The sequence below is a fragment of the Xenorhabdus poinarii G6 genome (assembly GCF_000968175.1).
GTDB classification, from domain to species: Bacteria; Pseudomonadota; Gammaproteobacteria; order Enterobacterales; family Enterobacteriaceae; genus Xenorhabdus; species Xenorhabdus poinarii.
Map to the genome: position 1 here is coordinate 229,159 of NZ_FO704551.1, position 20,495 is coordinate 249,653.

16 protein-coding genes are annotated in these 20,495 nt (G+C 44.9%); 11 read left to right on the plus strand and 5 right to left on the minus strand.

Annotated elements, in window-relative coordinates; all coding sequences use genetic code 11:
• Positions 1 to 135 precede the first annotated feature (135 nt).
• From XPG1_RS00935 to XPG1_RS00950, 4 genes are all read left to right on the plus strand, one after another.
• Positions 136 to 843 (plus strand): HAMP domain-containing protein, encoded by a 708-nt coding sequence (locus XPG1_RS00935; protein ID WP_045957417.1) that lies wholly within the window; start codon positions 136 to 138, stop codon positions 841 to 843.
• Between the two features lie 106 nt (positions 844 to 949).
• Entirely contained in the window at positions 950 to 2,419 is a 1,470-nt protein-coding gene (locus tag XPG1_RS00940; protein WP_045957418.1) for a M16 family metallopeptidase, read from the plus strand.
• A 170-nt stretch (positions 2,420 to 2,589) separates the two neighbouring features.
• Positions 2,590 to 3,324, plus strand: a complete 735-nt coding sequence (locus tag XPG1_RS00945) for an AzlC family ABC transporter permease (protein ID WP_084717243.1) — start codon at positions 2,590 to 2,592, stop codon at positions 3,322 to 3,324.
• Complete coding sequence (locus XPG1_RS00950; RefSeq protein WP_045957419.1) at positions 3,321 to 3,632, plus strand: AzlD domain-containing protein; 312 nt, start codon at positions 3,321 to 3,323, stop codon at positions 3,630 to 3,632. The genes XPG1_RS00945 and XPG1_RS00950 overlap by 4 nt, the downstream gene beginning before the upstream one ends.
• A 175-nt stretch (positions 3,633 to 3,807) precedes the next feature.
• Here XPG1_RS00950 and XPG1_RS00955 read toward each other — a convergent pair whose 3' ends face one another.
• From XPG1_RS00955 to XPG1_RS00975, 5 genes are all read right to left on the minus strand, one after another.
• Positions 3,808 to 4,014 carry a 2-hydroxymuconate tautomerase family protein gene (locus tag XPG1_RS00955; protein ID WP_045957420.1) on the minus strand — a complete coding sequence of 69 codons (207 nt, stop codon included), beginning with the start codon at positions 4,012 to 4,014 and terminating at the stop codon, positions 3,808 to 3,810.
• Between the two features lie 73 nt (positions 4,015 to 4,087).
• Positions 4,088 to 4,993 (minus strand): inner membrane protein YhjD, encoded by a 906-nt coding sequence (gene yhjD, locus XPG1_RS00960; protein WP_269450578.1) that lies wholly within the window; start codon positions 4,991 to 4,993, stop codon positions 4,088 to 4,090.
• Positions 4,994 to 5,121: 128 nt separating this feature from the next.
• Positions 5,122 to 9,504, minus strand: a complete 4,383-nt coding sequence (locus XPG1_RS00965; protein WP_045957421.1) for a hemagglutinin repeat-containing protein — start codon at positions 9,502 to 9,504, stop codon at positions 5,122 to 5,124.
• 100 nt (positions 9,505 to 9,604) lie between these two features.
• The gene (locus tag XPG1_RS00970) at positions 9,605 to 11,296 is read right to left on the minus strand and encodes a ShlB/FhaC/HecB family hemolysin secretion/activation protein (RefSeq protein ID WP_045957422.1); all 1,692 of its coding nucleotides are present in this window, start codon (positions 11,294 to 11,296) and stop codon (positions 9,605 to 9,607) included.
• Positions 11,297 to 11,927: 631 nt separating this feature from the next.
• Positions 11,928 to 12,446 carry an Hcp family type VI secretion system effector gene (locus tag XPG1_RS00975; RefSeq protein WP_045957423.1) on the minus strand — a complete coding sequence of 173 codons (519 nt, stop codon included), beginning with the start codon at positions 12,444 to 12,446 and terminating at the stop codon, positions 11,928 to 11,930.
• A gap of 919 nt (positions 12,447 to 13,365) precedes the next feature.
• On the opposite strand from XPG1_RS00975, the gene tssB reads away from it, so the two are divergent.
• From tssB to tssJ, 7 genes are read left to right on the plus strand one after another with little or no spacing between them, the layout of a single operon-like run.
• The gene (gene tssB, locus XPG1_RS00980; RefSeq protein ID WP_045957424.1) at positions 13,366 to 13,863 is read left to right on the plus strand and encodes a type VI secretion system contractile sheath small subunit; all 498 of its coding nucleotides are present in this window, start codon (positions 13,366 to 13,368) and stop codon (positions 13,861 to 13,863) included.
• A 20-nt stretch (positions 13,864 to 13,883) separates the two neighbouring features.
• Positions 13,884 to 15,362, plus strand: a complete 1,479-nt coding sequence (tssC, locus tag XPG1_RS00985) for a type VI secretion system contractile sheath large subunit (RefSeq protein WP_045957425.1) — start codon at positions 13,884 to 13,886, stop codon at positions 15,360 to 15,362.
• A gap of 2 nt (positions 15,363 to 15,364) precedes the next feature.
• Entirely contained in the window at positions 15,365 to 15,805 is a 441-nt protein-coding gene (gene tssE, locus XPG1_RS00990; protein ID WP_045957426.1) for a type VI secretion system baseplate subunit TssE, read from the plus strand.
• Positions 15,806 to 17,638, plus strand: coding sequence for a type VI secretion system baseplate subunit TssF (tssF, locus tag XPG1_RS00995; protein WP_045957427.1), 1,833 nt, complete (start codon positions 15,806 to 15,808; stop codon positions 17,636 to 17,638).
• Entirely contained in the window at positions 17,602 to 18,654 is a 1,053-nt protein-coding gene (tssG, locus tag XPG1_RS01000) for a type VI secretion system baseplate subunit TssG (protein ID WP_045957428.1), read from the plus strand. Before tssF ends, tssG begins: the two co-directional genes overlap by 37 nt.
• 5 nt (positions 18,655 to 18,659) lie before the next feature.
• On the plus strand, positions 18,660 to 19,955 hold the full coding sequence (gene tagH, locus XPG1_RS01005) for a type VI secretion system-associated FHA domain protein TagH (RefSeq protein ID WP_045957429.1): 1,296 nt from the start codon (positions 18,660 to 18,662) through the stop codon (positions 19,953 to 19,955).
• The gene (gene tssJ / locus XPG1_RS01010; protein WP_045957430.1) at positions 19,939 to 20,493 is read left to right on the plus strand and encodes a type VI secretion system lipoprotein TssJ; all 555 of its coding nucleotides are present in this window, start codon (positions 19,939 to 19,941) and stop codon (positions 20,491 to 20,493) included. Before tagH ends, tssJ begins: the two co-directional genes overlap by 17 nt.
• Positions 20,494 to 20,495 lie beyond the last annotated feature (2 nt).

Here is a 20,495-nt window from a genome sequence, read left to right on the forward strand (position 1 = left end):
TGATGCCGTTATATCTCGGACACTTTTCTCTTTTTAACCTATCAAAATAAGACGACCGCAAGTGAAATCAAGTATACTCACTTTTATTGTTAGGGTGTACTTGTCCGTCTTTTACTATTATTTATTTGGATTAAGATGAAATTGCGTGTCAAACGTTCTTTAACCATTAAGCAGATGGCCGCAGTGACTGGCGTCACTTTGGTTACCGTTGCTATTTTCATCACTATCCAACTTTTTCACTTATTACAGCAACGTAAAGATGATTACATTCATCAACTGACCCACGCTGCCACACAGATCAAACTCCCTTTGGAAGAAGCGCTGCTGAATGCGGATCTCAATAACGTAAAAACGCTGTTGCTTGGCTTAAAAACCTCAGGCATTCTTGGTCGGGCAGATGTGCTATTGTCTGATAACGTTCGGGTGATGAGTCTGGATTTTGCCACCCATCGTCCGATACCTGAACTGGCAAAGACCGTTTTTGGTATTCCCGTTGAGGTCAAGATTCCCCTCTATATTGAGGGTGTTTCGCCAAAAACAGCCGCGCCACAGGGGCAGTTGATTTTGCAAGTTGATGCCAATCGGGTGTACCGCTTTGTGTTGAATACACTTGCGTTCATGTTGACCACTTATTTATTACTCACACTTATTCTGACCGTGTCGATAAGCTGGTGTATTAATCGCATTATCATCCATCCATTGCGCGATATCACGCGAAAACTAAATGAAGAACAGCCACTGGTATCTCTGCCTTGCCCTAAAACTCATCAGGACGATGAATTGGGATGGCTGGTAAAAGGCTATAATCGTCAGGTGAATAAGCAGAAAACACCATCAAAATGAAACCTTACACGATGAATAACAGTCTAAGCCTTGATGATAATATCTAGGGATGGCTGATTGTCTTAGGTTTTGCAGGATAAAATTAAACAGGTAGGGGTAAGTAAGCATGCTGTGCAACAAAATCGGGTATCTTATGGGTGGTGCGATTCTGGCGACGACTTGTTTGGTACAGGCTGAAACTTTGCAGCCTGATCCGGCCTGGCAACAAGGTAAACTTGACAATGGATTCAGTTGGCAGCTTCTGCAAACACCACAACGACCTAATGACAGAATACAGTTGCGGTTATTGGTAAAAACCGGTTCTTTGGCCGAGAAAAACCGACAACGTGGCTATACTTACCTTATTCCTAAAATTGTTTTGTCCAGCAGTAAGGATTTATCCTCGCAGAAATTGGAAAATTTGTGGCACAACATCATAGAGACTAAAAACCCGTTACCTCCTGCCATTGTGTCATATGATTTCACCCTTTATAGCCTGAGCTTACCGAATAATCGTCCGGATCTGTTACAAGACGCATTAATATGGTTATCCGACATTGCGGGTGGGGCAGTGTTTACACCAGAAACATTGGCGCAGGCGATGAAAGAAGGGGAGCATCCTGTCACAACTTTTCCCGCTGATACCCAAGATCCCGTATGGCGTATGCGACTGCAAGGTTCGACACTTATCGATCATGATCCTGGTATGCCGGTATCAATCCCGGTGGATGTGAAGAAAATCGAAAATTTTTATCGTCAATGGTATACGCCAGATGCGATCACCCTGTATATCGCGGGGCATGTTGATAGTCGATTAGTGTCAGAGCAGATTAACCGGGCATTTTCGTCATTGGCAGGCAGACGGCAGACACCGGTTTCCGTGCCAACATTGTTGCCATTGAAAGCAGATACCATTAGCGTCGTCAGTGATAAAGCCAAACAGGATCGCCTCTCTTTAACCTGGAGTCTGAACTGGCTGCCGATTAACGATTCGCAGACGCTGATTCAGTACTGGCTGAATGACCTGGCGCGTGAGGCACTTTATCGTTATCTGCAATTGGGGCTGCAAGAAAAGCAGAATGACATGCATCTGGGGCTGGATTGTCGGGTACTCTACCAGCGGGCGAATTGCTCATTAAATCTGGATGTGCCGAATGATAAGCTGAAGGATTCTGCGCTTTATTTAGCGTCTGAATTGTCATCATTGCGTGAAAGCGGATTACCGCAGGAACAATTTGATGAACTCTATGCTCAGAATCGTAATCAGCTCCAGCAGCTATTTGCCATGTATGCCCGTACAGATACGGATGTTTTGATTAATCAACGTTTGTTATCGCAACAAAATAACGTGATAGATATCGCCCCTGAACAATTTCAGCGATTGAGACAGGCGTTTTTAGCCTCTCTGACCCCCCAGCTGTTGAATAAAAACTTGCAAGAGATGCTGTCTCAAGAGATCTCTTTTATTCTGGTGCAACCCAAAGGCGAAGCGCCAGTAGATGTGAATGAAATTAAAAACAGCTTTAACCAGATTATGCGACCGGGACCACTGCCAGAGAAGCCGAAAGCGCCTGAAATGGCAAAAGATGGGGAATAGAGATGTAAACTGGCGTGAATATCCGGCTTGCAACTGACAAAGGGAATTCATCATATCCGGATATGAGAGGCAATGAATATATTATACCCTGCATGAAAAACTAGCCATGTCAGGAACGCATTGATATATTTTGTTGCCTGGAAATTAATAATAATAACGGTATAAATGAAATGGACGATAACGCGATTGTTAAACCTCAAACGCCTCATACGATAAATTCCCCCTGGCGAGAGTTTTGGTCTGGCATGTACAATATGATACCCCTTTGTCTCTCTGTCATCCCCTGGGGGATACTTGCTGGTTCAATGGCGATCCAATCGGGTTTAACGGTTGGACAAAGCATCGGTATGTCGGTGATCTTATTTGCTGGTGCCGCTCAATTAGTGACGCTGGGATTATTGTCATCCGGTGCGAGTATTATCAGTATTATTATTTCTATTTTTTTCATTACGTCACAGCATTTTCTTTATGGATTAACATTACGTGAATATGTCGCCAAATTTAAAATTCACCGCCGTATACCAATAGGGTTTTTATTGACGGATGAATTATTTGCACTCAGTTGTGCCAAGAATAAAAAACAACCTTTAACTTCAAGTTACCTCATTGGGGCGGGTCTGTGTTTTTATTTATGTTGGAATCTATTCAGCTTGATAGGCATATTGATGGCGTCAAAAATTCCAAACCTGGCAGACTATCATCTTGATTTTTCTATCATTGCTACTTTTATCACCATCATTGTTCCTATGATCAAAAAAATCAGCGTATTGTGTGGTGTTTGTTTTTCATTAATTTCATCCATGTTATTGTCTTATTTTCATATTGAAGGCGCTATCATTATTTCTGGCATCGGTGGTATGTTTTTTTCAGTATTTATTTCAAGATTAATAAAGGAGCCAGCATGAGTTGGTTTTTGATTTTGATTTTAGGTGGAATTATATTTTTTAATCGTTATGTGTTTTTAGAACCAAAAATGCCAATAAAATTGCCTAAAATAATTCAAGAGTCGTTAAAATATTCTGCACCTTGTTTGCTAATCGCGATTTGTGGCCCAATTATTTTAATGGAACACGGGGAATTAAGATCATTTCCTAATAATGCTTATTTATGGGGTGCATTGCTGACGGCATTGTTTGCTTTTTTTATCCGCAATCTTGTTGCCTGCGTTATAATTAGTTTGATGGCATTTTATCTATTAATTTTTATTCTATAGTATGATATTGAAGATAATGCACGATTGCGATGTGAACCCGCCACCCAAAATAAATTGCAGACGAAAAACCGGTTTATGATCGCCAGCGGTGGTTGATATTTTGTGGGTTACCCGGGATAGCTTTCCGTAGGATTAAAGGGCAGAGGGATCTGCCCTTGATAATGAAGCGCCGGGATTACTTCTTCGCCGCTGCCCTTAACTCCGTCACATTTTTACCCCCAATTCCCCAGTTATCCGTTTCAACTTCATCGATAATGACAAAGGTGGTTGCCGGGTTTTTGCCAAGCACATCCACTAACAATTGAGTTGCACCTTCAATTAGTTGCTTTTTCTGCTCAGCGGTCGCACCTTCACGGGTAATTCTGATGTTCACAAATGGCATAAAAATGACTCCTTTTAGGGTTGTTATATCACAAGTGGGTACAGCCAAAAAAAACCGTTTTATTTATTGATATTTAATCATTTTTCTTCTCTTCTGCGGTTGCAATCCATGCGGCGCAAAACAGCGTCAGGCGGGCGAAGAAATAGAAGAATGCCATTAAGCCAATCACTGAGCCGAAAGCAGCACCAGAAGGAGAGCTGGCAAGGCGTGGCAGCATCATGGTCATCATATATTTGATCGCTTCAAATCCAATGGCGGCGATTAACGTGCCTTTGAATAGCGCTTTTCTTTCAGGGCGATGGCGCGGCAAAATCCACAATATCCATAGGAATAGCAAATAATTGGCTGAAATGGAAATGGTCATGCCAATGGATGTCCATGCCGGGCGTAACCATTCTATCCCTTCCAGCCCGAGGGCATGGACGATGGAAGCCTGGGCAGAGCCGGCAATGGATGTCAGCGAAAGGGTGATAATTAACGCAAAAAGCAGACCAAATAGAGAGAAAAAGTCGCGAATATACTGAGAATAGATTTTCTCTTTATCTTCATGATGGCGTTCCCAAACGTCACGAGATTGGGCGAGTATCGCTTCGCGTAAGTTGCTGACCCAGTTGACACCGGAATAAAGTGCGATAGCTAACCCCGTCAATCCCACGGTTGTTCTTTGACTGACTGCCGTGTCTACGCTGTTTTTCAGTGTGCCGGCGAGAGCGGGATCGCTGATGCTATTGGCGATGCTATTGATTAAGCGGGTAAGCAAATCTGGGTTGGAAGCCAACACAAAACCCGCGATGGCAAAAGAGAGCATCAGAATGGGGATTAAGGATAGAAATGAGAAATAGGTGATAGCAGCCCCAAACTGGCTGCCCATTCGGTCGTTAAAGCGTTGTGCTGCCCTGATGAAGTGGGCGATGACAGGAATACGTGTGAAACGTTTCCCGATCTTGAGTTGTTCTTTTTTTTCATGATCACTTGGCATTACATCTCCCCTAAATCTGGTCATGCCTTTAAAGATAGCACTTAAGATATCCGGCACTGAACGTCGTTTAAAGCAGTACGGTAGCCTTTTTTGGCTACCGTAAGAAGATTATGCGTTGATCATGATAATCAGTCTAATTGGCGACCTTTCACTTCACTGTGCACAGGGGATATCTCGGTATCGTGGTGCTCATTTTTCACAAAAGGCACTTTACCGGAGAAAATATCTTTTTGGGCAGTGACAGCCAGACTTGCCATCGAGTCTGGGACGTTAATGCCTAAATTTTTACCTCTGTCATAGCCTGCCACAGCATGTTGATTAATCTGCTGGGTATTCAGTGAGACAGATCCTTGTGCGCTGTCAATTTTGCTGCCTGCCAGAGACGTTGTGCCAGAAACATCCAGATTCACGCTTTGAGCACCGGTCAATGTTGTTTGCTGACCAACGGTTTCTTGGTCGAGGGTATCGTAATTACCGTTGAATTTACCCTTAAACCCCTTGAAAGCAGCGGACAATTGATCTTTCAAACTAGGGGCTTCACTGCCGGTTTTGGTATTGTTGGCATCTGCCGATGGCGTTATTTTCGCCGGATTATCGCCTTTGACCGTTTTACTGTAACCCAGACCCGCATCCAGCGCTGTATTCAGGCTATGAGTGCTGTCTTTGAGGCTTTCGACATTAAAATGACCGCCAACGTTGCCCGTGACCTGATCGGCAGTCACATTAACGCCTTTGAGTGAGGTGTTTCCTGTACTGGTCAGGGTGACATGACCACCAGAAATATGAGTATTACGGTGAGTGGTTTTATCCAACTGGTTAACACCGAATTTCACTTCACCCCCGATGTTATATTTGCTGTCGATAATTTTGTTATCCGCCTCTGTGGCCGAACCCCCTCCTTCACTTTTACGCGCAGTAGAAGACATGCCGCCTTGCGCTTTAGCGCCAACGTTCCAGCCATTCTCGTTGACAGTCTCTTGCGCAGACGTTAGTTCGATTTTGCCCTGCTGTGCGGTCAAATCCACCTGTTTACCGGACACGTCGGTGCCTTGTAAGGTCAGATGATTGCCAGCATTCAGATTTACACCCTGTTTCCCCGTCAGATGACCGGTTTGAGCGGTGGTGTGCTGTTTCTCATTGGTGTGATAACCCCCACCGAGACTCCCACTGAAATTCTTGCCATCAGGTTTAGTTCCTACGGTCAGGGACATTTCACCATTGTAGCCATTGCTGCTTTGTTCATTGCGGTTGTTGGCTTGCTGGAATTGGATATTGCCACCCGCATTGACGTTGGCTGAACCGTTGCCCGCATTCATTGACGTTCCCTGGTAGCGTGCATCTCTGGTGACCTGGGTATTGATGCCATTTTGGGCATTGATGCTGCCGGTTACGGCGTTGGAATTTTTGTCAGTGGTTTCCTGATAGCGACCATGACCTTGACCACTGACGGTGATATCTGCTCCCGTTGTCGTGTGAACCCGCAGGCTGGCATTACCGGTAGTATCAGACGTGTGCGTGCTTTGGTGGTTGTATGCGGTTTCACTGGTATGACTGCCGGCCGTTAGCGAAACTCCGCCTTTATTCGCTTGATATTGCGTACCTTGATCGTAGACGTCGCCAGTGGTGGTGACGTTGATATCGCCAGCCTTGATGGTCGTCACCACTGCATCGGACTGATGCTTATTGGTGTCATGGCTGTTACCATTCATCGCCAGTTCAATACCTGCATTGGGTAAGCCAGTCTTCGTGATGGATGTATCCAGTTTCTTATCTGCGGCGGCCTTAGCGGTTTTTTCTACCGGGCGGGTCGTTGCGCTGTAATCGGCAGTCCCACTGATCTCACCCCCAACTTGTAATTGATGGGTTGAGCTGGACTCGGTATTGGCTGTTGCCACATTTTTTATATTACCGGCATTGGCCTGATAGGTACCGTGTACTTGATGCTCCGTCCCCTGTTGCTTCAACTCCCCTCCTGCGTGTAACGCAAGGCTGCCATTGACGTCGGTTTTAGCCACGACGGCTGTGGTCTGGTTCTGGGATTGCCCATTGTTGCTGTAGTGACCTTCAACACCGGTGCCAAACTTGTCCATGCCGCCAGTGGCAAACACGCTGTTATTCAGTTTTTCTTGAGAGGTTGAGGTTGACGTGCTGTTTTCGCCGGCCAGCAACGCAATGTTATCCCCGGTAATTGTTGCATCACCCTGAGTGGTGACCAATTTGGAGCCAGTGACGGTGACATTTTTGCTGGCATTGATCCCCAGGTTGCCCCCGGTCAGCTCTGATGGACGCTGTGTGGTACTTTCAACGTTCTGTTTGTCGGTCACATGTTCAAAGCCTACCCCCGCACGATATTGTTTATCTTGCATCTCCTTAGCGTAGTATTTCCAGTCAAGGTTGGTTTTTTCCTGTTGATTCTGGTTTTTCTCACCATAATTCAGGATGTTGATATTGTCTGACGTTTGCAATTGCAGTTCACCGGCACTTTTTACCAGACTGCCGATGACATTAATATCTTTATTACTGATTAATTTCAAATCTGCTTCGGAAACCAAATGGCTGCCGGAAGATTGCTGCTGCTTGTCGTGTTTTTGGTGGGTATTTTTGGTGATATTAAAGATCGTTCCCTTTCTTTCATCCACATTTTGATAAGTATGGCTGACTGCATTATCAATAGTGAGTTGCCCTTCATTGGCTTCGACATAAGCCCCTTTTTGCGCGTTGACTTTACTCCCTGTAATGGTGACGCCATTGAGACCAGTCAAAAACACATGCTCGTCAGACGTGATGTCGGAAATACGATGCGTTTCTGATTTATCGTGGTTATCTTTCTGGCTGCCACCGAGCATACCGCCCAAAGATGTTTGATCTTTCACCAGACTTTGACCATCGACAAGGGATTGAACCGTAATATTGACTTGTTGACCAGCAGAAATAATCAGATCCTTGCCTGAGTGGAGGCGCGTTCCAACAATATCCGCATTTTCGCCGGCTCGGATGCCTAAAACCCCCCCTGAACTCAGCTCATTGCCCGTGCTGCTTTGGGTCGTCTTGGATTCGTTCCAGTAGCCTGTTTGCAAGGAGGCCGAATGGCGTTTTTTATATCCTTTCTCTGAGCTTTCTTCTGCTTCCACCAGCCCGGCCAGTTTCACCGCTTTGTTCGGGGCAGAGATAGACAATGTGTCTCCGGCTTTGATTTTGCTGCCAAGTATTTCTGCATTGCCTTCCTGGGCAGTGAGTACCACCTTGCCACGGGCGTTGACGGTATTACCTTCGTACTGAGCCTTTTTATTTTTATTGGCGAAAGTATATTGCCAGAACATTTTCCATTGATTGTCAGTGTAATGATCAAGCTGGTGCAGCTGTTGCCCATCCAGCTTCAGATTAGCGCCGATCAGTTCGACATTATCGCCGTCAATATCCGTTGCCATCACATGGTTGTTTTGTTTCGCAATCAGCGTGATATGCTTACCGGTCAATTGGGTACGGGAGACAGATTCACTGATCTGTTTTTTTTCGATATAAACGCCACTGAAGGTACTCTGGCGATTATCACTGCCCTTGGTGTTGGATAAAGACTGATGCAAGCGGCCTTGAGAAAAGAGATTGTTGCCCCGTAAAGCGATATCCCCGCCTGTTAGCGTCGCGGCTTCCAGCTTCACATCACCGTGAGATTCAATGTCAATGCTATCATCGGCCGTCATTTTACCCTGTAAATTGACGCCGCTTCCTTCGGCTGTATTCAGCAGACGAATGCGTCCGGCCTGCATACTGCCAAAATAATAGCTGTCGAGTGTACCAGGATTGGCTTGTTGAGAGGCTAACACGCTGCCATCGGCCGAAATCTGATTATTCCCGGTGATGATATTGAGATTTTTGACTGTGACCACCTGGCCATGGTTGTCAATCTTGGGGGCAATCAAATTCAGAACATCCGTGTGAGACAGGCCATTTTGTCTGATATTCAGGCTGTTCTGATTATCAAAGGTGTTGAAACCTTGTAGCTTCCCATCCTCCACCAGCGGGTTACCAACAACCAGTGATGCCTGCGTCGTATTAATAAAACCACAGCCGTTACAGGTGATGCCGTTGGGATTTGCCAGCACGTAATCGGCGGCTATGCCAAATATTTCCTGTTTTCCGAGCAAGAACGAAGGGTTACGGCTAATCACTTCATTTAAGATCACACTGGCAGCCTGCCCGTTCAGGTTGCTGTTAGCAGACAATTGGCCTGCCAGTTGGGATGTGCCATCTTCCAGGGCGTTATTTAACACCACCCCTGTCGGATCGACATTAAAATCCTGATATTGGTTATGGGATAACCCTGACGCGGAAGGCGCAACGATATTCACCACGGTTGCCCCCGTGTCTGCCTGAATAACATCCGGGCGGTGTTCGGCATCGCCACCAGGCGTAATACCATTGGCAAAACTGACTGAGCAGGTTGCCAGGATAATGGCCATCGATGCGGCCAGTCTTCCCGTTGGAGATAATTTAAATCCTTTAATTTTCATATAATTACCTTTATCTACTTTTTTACTGCCATGTACAGTGTCCTGGGGATTATCCCCAGAACAAGCTGCGGTTAAAAAAACATCAAATAGGTCAAAAAAACTAAAAAGTGTAAGAAAAACGGGTTAACAGTTGTATAGGTTCATCCGTGTGCCTATTTTGATGAGAGAATAATTTGCCCCGGCTTACTTCAACGTCCGCAAACAGATTCTGATAACGTAAAGTCAGGCCGGCACTCAATCCGATGCTGCTGTTCCAGCCATCCTGACTGTGGTGGCCTTTAACTTGCCCAAAGTCTATCCCCGTGTGGAGTGACAGTGAGCCGGTGGAAATGGGAATGACGTGAGAAAGGGTATTGCGCCAATACCAGCCATTATCTGCTGATAACGCATTTTTGCTGATCCCCCGCACGGCATAACGATCGGCAACATTGAGCCACTCAATACCCGGTAGCCCACTTTGACTGTACTGAGCGTAAAACTGGCTATTCAATCGGTAAGGTATCGACAAGAGTGTGAAACGCTGCTGTAAATTTGCCGACAACTTCCCTTTGGTAAATCGTTTATTGAGATCGGCGGTTGCCGTTTCGGCATCAAACCATGGCATTCCCTTCTCAACGCTGATGTTGACGGTGATCAGTCCTGAAGGGATGAGTTGTAAATGGTTCATCCCCAGTTCGAGCACACTTAATGTCTGACTGTTGATCGAAACTTTGCGGTCGATGAAATAGTTCCGGTAATTTTTATAAACAAACTGGCTGTTTAATGTGCTGATTTGCGTTTGATTACGATGGAAAACCCAATCGGTACGTAGCCCTGTTTGTTGTGAATTTCCATTCAGTTTGACGGAGGTTATGTGTAAATGGGGGTGGCTGGTATATTGGGAATAGCTATTAAATCCGCTGAACGTCATTGCGCCATAAGGGAGAGAATAGATCAGGGTATAAGCGCGTTGGTATTGCGTATCAGGTTTATCAATGGTACTGCTGCCGGTGAGACTCACAAAATCAGATAATCCTAATGGGCTATCAACGCTGGCATTGAGTCGCGTGATCCATTTCCCGGTGCTTTTTTGCCCATAATTATCGGTTGTGGTAGTGATTTTCCACGGAGAAGAATGCCGATTATGTAGTCTGACGATGGAGCCGCCATTGACCGTACCCGGTAGAATATCAAGCGTTGTTTTGTTCGATTGCAGACGATTAGCTTGATCCAGCCCTTGATCAAGTTGGTTTAGATTGAGAGGCTTCTTTATTACACCCGGGAACAGTGTCTGGCTGTTCACCCAACGGTCACTTCCTTCTATCGCTTCGACAAAGCCTTCAACGATATTGATCCCCAATTCGCCATTTGCGTTGGGCGGGATAAATTGTACCCGCGCGGTAATGTAGCCTTTAGCAATATAAAGATTGGTGATTTCCGCTGATAGCTGATTGATGCTATTACTGGTGATACAGCTATCGGGCAAGGCGCTGAGTGTATTCAGATCCTTCAACGAGAGTAAGGTGATTCCTTGGAGATAAACCCCGTTGATGGCCAGACAAGGTGGTGCTTCCACCAGCATTGGTGAAACTGTTTGTCGTGACGTGCTGTTGGTGCGATTTATCAATCCTTGATGACGTCGTTCTTCAATGAGTTGGTCTATTTCCCGTGAACTATCCTGTAGGGTTCTTCTTGTCTCATCTGTCGAGAAAGAGTCATTGATTGCCGGAAAAGTGGAATTAAGCGCATCGGACGATGCCCCCGCCGGCAATGAAAGACAGAATAAGATGAAAATGGTCGTCCTGTTAATCATGGAAATACCCAAATGATAAATAGTTGATGGAAAATGTATCTTGTTGGGTTAGAGTTCAACATCCTGGTTTATGAATCATGCATTAGAACATAGAAAATATTTTATGTTGCTCTGATTAATGACGGTATTTTGTTCCGTACTATCATTTATAGTTATAAATTTAGTTTAGTTATTTATAACAAGGCATTTTAGTTATGGATTAAATACCGGATGGTCAGTCAGCGGGATTTAATTTTTTGTTAATCAATATCTCAGCATAATAATAAAAAGAATTGAGTTGTTTCACCCTGTTTTGAATTTTTCATGTATAAATTTAACTTATGTCATTTTGATGCATGGCAATAAACAGAAGATCAGCCAAAATATAAGAAAGCGAGTTTCTTCATTGCTGGGATGGTTTGTTTATTAATTACACATAACAATGATAAATGTTTTCATATTTATTTATGGCACAAATAATGACGGGATAAAAAACTGACAACGGGAATAAATCAGAAACGTCAATATAGGAGGGGAAAAGAGGAATTAATGTAAATTGGCAGGGAATTCAAGATATCTCTGATGGTGATTCAGCCAATGAATAAGATTCATTGGCTGAAAGGTGATTACTTAATACTTAATAAATAAGCGATTAAGCAACAATTGGCGCGCGCCAGTCGTCAGCACCAGAAGTACCTGCAGTTGTGTGTTCCCACTCAATCTTACGGTAAGAAAGAGAAACACGAACTAACTGAGTGAATTCAGATTTCGCAGGATCTTGGCAGTGTGGCATTTTGCAATCGATATCAACGATAGTGGCATCAACCAGTTTAGTGGAGAAGAAATGCTCTTGTTTACCTTCGATTGAAGTGCGGTACCATTTCAATTCTACTGTTGTCAGCATTTCACCAGAAGCCAATGCGTTATAAAGCAGAGGAACGGCTTTATTTAATGCAACGGTAAAGCGGAATGGTTTATGCGCACGCTGGCCAGAAGGCTGTCCTGACTGTGGATCAGTTGGAACAGTAACAATGTGGTCAAATTCTTGAACCAGCATTTCGTCTTCGTGGCCTTGAACAAAGATATTACCTACGGATTCAGCAGTGAATGCGCCAGCGGTAATATTACCCTGAGTTTTACCATTGATAGAAATATAACATGGAGTTGGCATATGAATATCCTATAAAAATTTACCAATATTAGTGTAAGTGTTCGTTCATTTCCTACGTGATAATTCCATTTATTTATCACCAGGAATTATCGCTTACCAAACACTCGGGGCGAATAATAAAGCTGAAATTGTCTCATGCAAAGTCATTTGGAAAATGCAACATACGCGCTCATTCAATGACAAATAAAAATTTTATAATCATTGCCGTTATGAAATTTATCGCTGTTTTTTTATAAAAAATAAGATTATTTAACTGTCTTAAAAATGAGCGGCGATGTTGTTGTTATTTTAACTTATTGATATATAATTGATTTATTTTTATTGTTGAACTATTTTTTATGATCATTTAAAAAGTGTTACCTAGATCAAAAAAATGAAAATAATTGAGATTGTTATGAAACATAATTAATCAAGATAAAATAAAAAATGATATTGATGCGCATAATTAACGCGAATTTTGATGGTTGTATTTTATTCGATTGAAGGATGGGGACTATTTTTCATCCCATATATAGGGAATGAAGTTGCATACTCATACAAAGGGTAAAACCAAACTTTTCTCCATTTTTAGAGGGAAAAATGTTTATAATTTTCTGTGAATTGCAATAAATAGATTAAAAGCGAGAATAGAGGACGTTATCAATTTGTGTTTAGGCTTTACATCAAAAAAATAAAATGTCAAACTCGAAGTCGACGATTTTTAATATCGATGCTATTTCCACGAATGGATAGGGCATGTCTGATCATTTAACTATATGTTGATATAGCCCTATTCATGCCGACAAATAGAATTATCTTCTTTTTCTGTTTTTTTAGGGAGATGTTCTGTATTTGTTAAATGAGTAAACATTGGAAACATTCTCTCACCAATAATGGGTTGTTAGACAGTTCATGGTTGTATTAGCCAAAGGATTCAAATATGAGTAAGAATAGTCCAGGTAGCGTAGCTCCGAAAGAAAGAATTAATATTAAGTATGTTCCTAATACGGGTGATCAGACAGCAGAAGTAGAATTACCTCTGAATCTGTTGGTTGTTGGTGACTTGAAAGGAAAAAGCGAAGATACGCCCATTGAAGAACGGCCAACCGTTTCTATCAATAAGAATAATTTTAATGCCGTCATGAATGAGGCAAACATCAACTTGACTTTTAATGTCCCTAACCGCCTCGATGAAAAAAGTGAAGAAGATTTACCGGTTAATCTGGAAATAAAATCACTGAGTGATTTTTCACCCGATAACGTCGCGAAGAAAGTCCCCGAATTAAAAAAACTGCTTGAACTGCGTGAGGCATTAGTTGCACTAAAAGGCCCATTGGGAAATATCCCAGCATTTCGTGCTCGCTTGCAGTCACTGCTGGATGATGAATCCGTTCGTGAGCAACTCCTGAAAGAACTTGAAATCGTCAATAAAAAATAACTGGTTAAAGGAATTTTTAAATGGCTCAGCACGAAGAAAACGGCACCGCTATTGCTTCTGGCGCAACAACCTCCCTGCTTGATGAGATTATGTCTCAAGCGAGAATGACCCCGGAAAATGACGGCTATTATATTGCTAAGCAAGGTGTTGCTGCGTTTATCGGTAGCATTCTGGATACCGGCTCTAACGAAGAACCCATCAACAAATTGCTCGTTGATAAAATGATCGTTGAGCTGGATAAAAAACTCAGTGAGCAGATGGATGAAATTCTGCACGCAAAGCCGTTCCAGGAACTGGAATCTTCTTGGCGTTCACTGAAAATCCTGGTGGATCGTACTGATTTCCGCGAAAACATCAGAATCAACATTATTCATGCGACGAAAGATGAATTGCTGGAGGATTTCGAATTCTCCCCTGAGATTATTCAGTCCGGCTTCTACAAACACGTTTATTCCGCAGGTTACGGTCAATTCGGTGGTGAACCGGTTGCAGCCGTCATCGGTAACTACGCGTTCAGTAACACCACGCCTGATATCAAATTGATGCAGTATGTCAGTTCAGTGGGTGCGATGGCTCATGCGCCATTCCTCTCCTCTGTTTCACCTGAATTCTTTGGCATTAACAGCTTTACTGAACTGCCAGCCATTAAAGATCTGAAGTCTGTCTTCGAAGGCCCTTCACATACAAAATGGCGTGTACTGCGTGAGTCTGAAGATTCACGTTACTTAGGTCTGACTGCTCCTCGTTTCTTGTTGCGTCTGCCTTATTCCACAGTTGAAAACCCCATCAAAAACTTCAACTATCAGGAAAATGTCAGCCGTGATCATGAACATTTCCTGTGGGGTAATACCGCATACCTGTTGGCGGGTTGCCTGACTGACAGTTTTGCTAAATATCGCTGGTGTCCGAACATCATCGGCCCACAAAGCGGTGGTGCTGTCAGCGATCTGCCTGTTCATCTGTACGAAGCAATGGGTCAGGTTCAGGCGAAGATCCCAACGGAAGTGCTGGTCACTGACCGTCGTGAATTCGAATTAGCAGAAGAAGGCTTTATCACCTTGACCATGCGTAAAGGTAGCGATAACGCGGCATTCTTCTCTGCAAACTCAGTGCAAAAACCCAAAGTATTCCCGAATACCCGTGAAGGGAAAATCGCGGAAACCAACTATAAGTTGGGCACTCAGCTTCCTTATATGTTCATCATCAACCGTCTGGCTCACTACATCAAAGTGTTGCAGCGTGAACAGATCGGCTCCTGGAAAGAGCGCCAGGATCTGGAGCGCGAACTGAACATGTGGCTGAAACAGTACATTGCTGATCAGGAAAACCCACCGACTGACGTTCGTAGTCGTCGTCCTCTGCGTGCTGCTGAGATCAAGGTGCTGGACGTTGAAGGCGATCCAGGCTGGTATCAGGTTGCAATGCAAGTTCGCCCGCACTTCAAATATATGGGTGCCAGTTTCGAACTGTCTCTGGTTGGACGTTTGGATAAGGAATAATCATGGCTGCGCTGTACAGTTGGAACAGAGGCAGCTCTGCCAGTCTGTTTGAGCGCATTCAAGGGAAGAGCTCCGGCTCTTCCCGTCAATCAAGGATGCGTGCATTGCTTGATTCTATCAAGAAGCATTTGAATGAAGTGCTGAATTCCCGTCCCGGTGCCTGCCAGAGTGCGGTTGAATTAGGGGTGATTGATCTGAATGATGCGACCGCGACATCGGTGGATTTCAAGCAAAATATCGAATGGGCGATTGAAGAGTGCATCAGAAATTATGAGCCAAGAATATCAGCGGTTTCTGTCAGTGCCATTCATGATGATTCAGATCCGTTGCTGTTGAGCTTTCATATCAGTGCTGAAATCTCTCTGGATGAGATCAACGATCTTGTGGAATTTAGCATCCAGTTAGATAACAACCGGCGCTATTGCCTGGAGCGAACTCAATAAATGTCATTTGAAAAATATTTCAGAGATGAGCTGAACTATCTGCGGCAACTGGGAAAAGAAGCCGCCGTTGAACGTCCTCATCTTGCTGCATTTTTGTCAGAACAAGGATCTGACCCCGACGTTGAACGTTTGCTTGAAGGTTTTGCCTTCCTGACGGGTAATCTGCGGGCAAAGATTGATGATCAGTTCCCTGAATTGACCCACGGTCTGCTCAATATGCTTTGGCCGAACTATTTGCGTCCGACGCCCAGCATGACCATCATCGAATATACCCCTGATGAGAGTGTTGTGACGAAAGCGACGCAGGTTAAGCGTGGCACGCAGATTATGAGTCATACGCTGGCAACTCAAGATGATATTTATTCAGACGAAAAATCAGGTGGCAAAAAAGAGGATCACGGCCGTTGTACTTTTACCCTTTGCCGTGATGTTTGGCTGTTTCCGTTTTCTATCCGTGATATCACCGTCAATAACAGTAATGAAACCGGGATTATCAACCTGAATTTTGCGTCGAAAACGGAACTGGATCTGCATGAATTGGATCTGGGTAAGCTGCGCTTCTATCTGAGTGGTGATAACTATACAACGTCCCAGCTCTATTTCTGGATCTGTTACTACTTTAGAAAAGCCGAATTGGTGGTCGGGGATACCATCATTCCTCTGCCGGATTTTGATTTTGTGCCGGTGGGATTTGAACGGGAAGATGCGTTATTGCCGTACCCGAAAAATGCCTATATGGGATATCGCATTTTGCAGGAATACTTCTGTTTTGCAGAAAGTTTCCTGTTCTTTGATGTGAAAGGCTTTCCGCAATTGCCTGACAATCTCAAAACTAAAAATTTCAAACTGAATTTACATTTTTCTCAGGCGCTGCCACCTGAAGCCAAAATTCGTCATGACACTTTCCGTCTGCACTGTACACCGGCAATCAACCTGTTCCCCACGGACAGCGAAGCGATTGAACTCAATGGTAGCCAGACTGAATATCCATTGAAAGCCAGTTATAGCTTTCCTGATAACTACGACATTTTTTCTGTCGATAGCGTAGAAAGTTGGCTCACCGGTGAAAATGGCGAACGCAGTCGTGCCCGTCTGGGTGAACGAATTTATACCCCGTTTGAAAGTTTCAACCATCAAATGGATACCGACGATGTACATTCAATGCGTTATTACCGTCTGCGGGTGAAAGAGTCGCCCTTCCGTCGGGGGCTGGAACATTTCATCTCATTTGTACGGGGCGATGAGTCAGATTTGCTCAGGCTCAAACTGAAAGAAAATGTTTCGATCAGATTAACCTGTACCAACCGGGAATTACCTTTGGCGCTACGTGTTGGCGACATTAATTATCCGTCAATCGGCAGCCCGACATTTGCCACATTCCGCAATATCACGCGCCCATCAGTGCCACTTTATCCTCTGCTGGACGGCGGATTGCACTGGTCATTGCTGTCAAATATGTCACTTAACTATATGTCCTTGCTGGATAAAGATGCACTGAAACAGGTGCTGCGTACCTACGACTTCCCAAGCATTCATAATCGACAATCCAAGCGGTCATCGCAGAAACGGCTTGATGCCATTGAGAGGATTGAAACAGAGCCGACAGATCGCTTATTCCGGGGTCTGCCTGTGCGTGGATTGCGTTCAACCTTATATATCCGGCAACAGGCATTCAGTTCGGAAGGTGAGCTTTATCTATTCAGTACGATTTTGTCTCGGTTTTTCTCACTGTATGCCAGCGTCAACGCTTTTCATATGTTGAAGGTAATCAATTTAGATAATCAGGAATGTTATGAATGGCCGGTACAGATAGGTCAACACTCGTTGATGTAATCACTGAGCAGGAATCTGCCACACCGCTGGCATTGGACATCTCACGGTATAACTTTTACCAGTTAGTTGAATTGCTCAATCAGCTGGCGGTAGCGTGGGATAAAACCGGGGAAACAGATCGTCCTGATTTGGAATCCGTCCGTTTCCGTTCCAGTGCCAGTCTGGCTTTTCCGACTCGTGATGTCATCTCACTGACGCAATCCAAGAAGGGGTACTTCGAACTGGAAGTGTCCTTCATGGGATTGCATGGCAGCCAGTCGCCGATGCCGGGTTATTACCTGGATTCACTGGCATGGGAAGATGCTCAAGGGGAAAATCGCCTGACGGATTTTCTCAACCTTTTCAACCATCGTTTAATTACGCTCCTGCATCAGATTTGGCGGAAATACCGCTATTACATCTGTTTTAAACCAGGGGGAGAAGATAACTTTTCCCAACGTATGTTCTCCCTTGTCGGGTTAGGCAGTGATGTCAACCGCCGGATGCTGAACATTAATCACAGCAAAATGTTGGCATATGCCGGATTACTGGCCAGCCCCGGCCGTTCACCGGAAGTGATATGTAGCCTTGTTTCCCACTGTTTTGATTTGCAGGACGTCACGTTGCACGGCTGGCAATTCCGGAAAGTGGCTGTTCCAGAGGCTCAACAGAATCGGCTGGGAGGAACCAATAAGGGACAGAAAATCAGTGATCCTGAACTGTCCGTATTGGGGCGCAACTTCACCATCGGCTCCTGGGTCGGGGATTACAGTGGAAAATTCCTTCTCAGCATCAACAACTTGACGCGTGATCGGTTTCTCTCATTCCTGCCTGACGGCAAGAATTATCTCCCATTGGTGATGTTCATTTCTTTTGTCATGCGCAGCCAGTTCGCCTGGGAACTGCGGCTTGGTCTGGCTGAAAATCAGGTCAGTGGCATGGTATTGGGGGCGAAGCAGAATAATCATCTGGGGTGGACCAGTTTTCTCGGCGAACCGGACAAGAAACCCTTTGTCACAATTTCAGTTATGGAATAACGACTATGGAAAAACATCAACCCACCCTTTCACTGCGGGTGCTAAATAGTGAACAGCTAGAAAGTGGTAAATCCGCCAATTGCCAGTTTTCGGTACAGGGCGGCACGGTCGGTAGCAGTGAAAGCCATCTGTGGTCCGTGCAGGATCAGCAGGGCAATATTCCCCCATCGCAATTCGCTATCAAATGGCAGGACGGGGCATTCTGCCTGCAAGTACTGTCTGAATTCGTGCAGATCAACAGTGCAATGCTGCCCCCTGAATCGGGTTTGATCCTCTTGCAACAAGGCGATCAAATCAAAATGGGGAATTTGACGATCAAGATCCATATCAGTTTCTCTGAAACCGATCGCGTAGATCCCTCAACGATATCTCCTGAATCACTGGTATCCAGCTATAGCAACCCACTGGATGCCATGATGGAAGGCATACCCGCGCAAAAATCGCTATTTGCCCGCGATGAAAGCATTGCGCCGACGGTGATGCACCGTTTCAGTGATGATCCACTGCGGGTACTGGATAGCGAGAGCCTGACGACGTTGAAACCTCAGGTGGAGGCCGATGACACGGAACAGCTTTTACCCCCGGATCATGACTTATCCCCCCCATTTGCTAACCCTATTTCTGATAACCGAGGCAGTGTTATGGATCAGGAGTTCCTTGATTTACCGGACATCGATTCCGCTAGGCAGTACGAAAATATGGATGTTGACCATGTTGCTATTACGCCCCTGATGCGGGGACTGGAAGCGCGTTTGCCGTTGCAAGACAGCCAGCAGGCGAATGATTTTCTGCAAGAGATGGGTAAAGCCATGAAAGCGGCCATTGAAGGGCTATTGGCGCTTCAGCGTGAACAACATGGATTACGTGATAAACAGCTTCGTCCTATTGAAGATAACCCACTGCGCCTGAACATGGATTATGACACCACCATGCAGGTGATGTTCTCTGATCAGAAAAGCCCGGTACATCTCTCCGCACCGGCAGCGGTAGCAGAAAGTCTGCAAAACCTGAAACTGCACTATCAGGCTAACCAAATTGCCATTTCTGCCGCGCTGAACACCATGTTGGACGCTTTTTCCCCAGAGCAATTACTCCGTCGTTTCTCTCATTATCGTCGTAGCAACGAAGTCAGAAACCAAGATGCTTCCTGGGCCTGGGAAATGTACACCAATTATTACCGTGAGCTTGCGTCCAGCCGCCAGCAGGGATTCGAAAAATTATTCCGCGAGGTTTATGAACAAGCTTATGACCGCGCATTGCGTCAGGGCTTGGAGGAATCCAGCAATGACACATTCCGCTAGTCGCCGTGTTTGGGCGGTAGGGATTTTATTGCTGTCAGTGATGTTGTTGAACGGCTGTAGCAGTGCATGGAACGCAACAAAAAAAGTGGGGCAGGTTATCTGGGACCCTTCCACGCCGGTAGGTAAACCCGATGAACAGGCTTCTGTTGCCAACATAACATTGTTAGCCGAACCCGACATCAACCCTAATGCCAGCGGTGAAGCGGCGCCTGTTGAGATGAATTTGGTTTATCTCAGTGAAGATTCACGTTTTCTGGCGGCTGATTATGACCAGCTTGTCAGCGACAAACTCGAAAAGGCACTGGGGAAAAACTATCTCGATCATCAGGATTACACCCTGCTGCCGGGGCAATATAAGCCTCTGGAAGCCATCACACTGGAAAAGAAAAACCGTTACATCGGTGTCATCGTTCACTATGCAGATGCAAATCAATCTGAATGGAAAAAGATCATCCGAGTAAAAGACATCGGCCGCCATTATCACATCTTGGTGCATGTCAGAAATAACGACGTCGAACTTAGAAGAGAGGAGGAGTAATC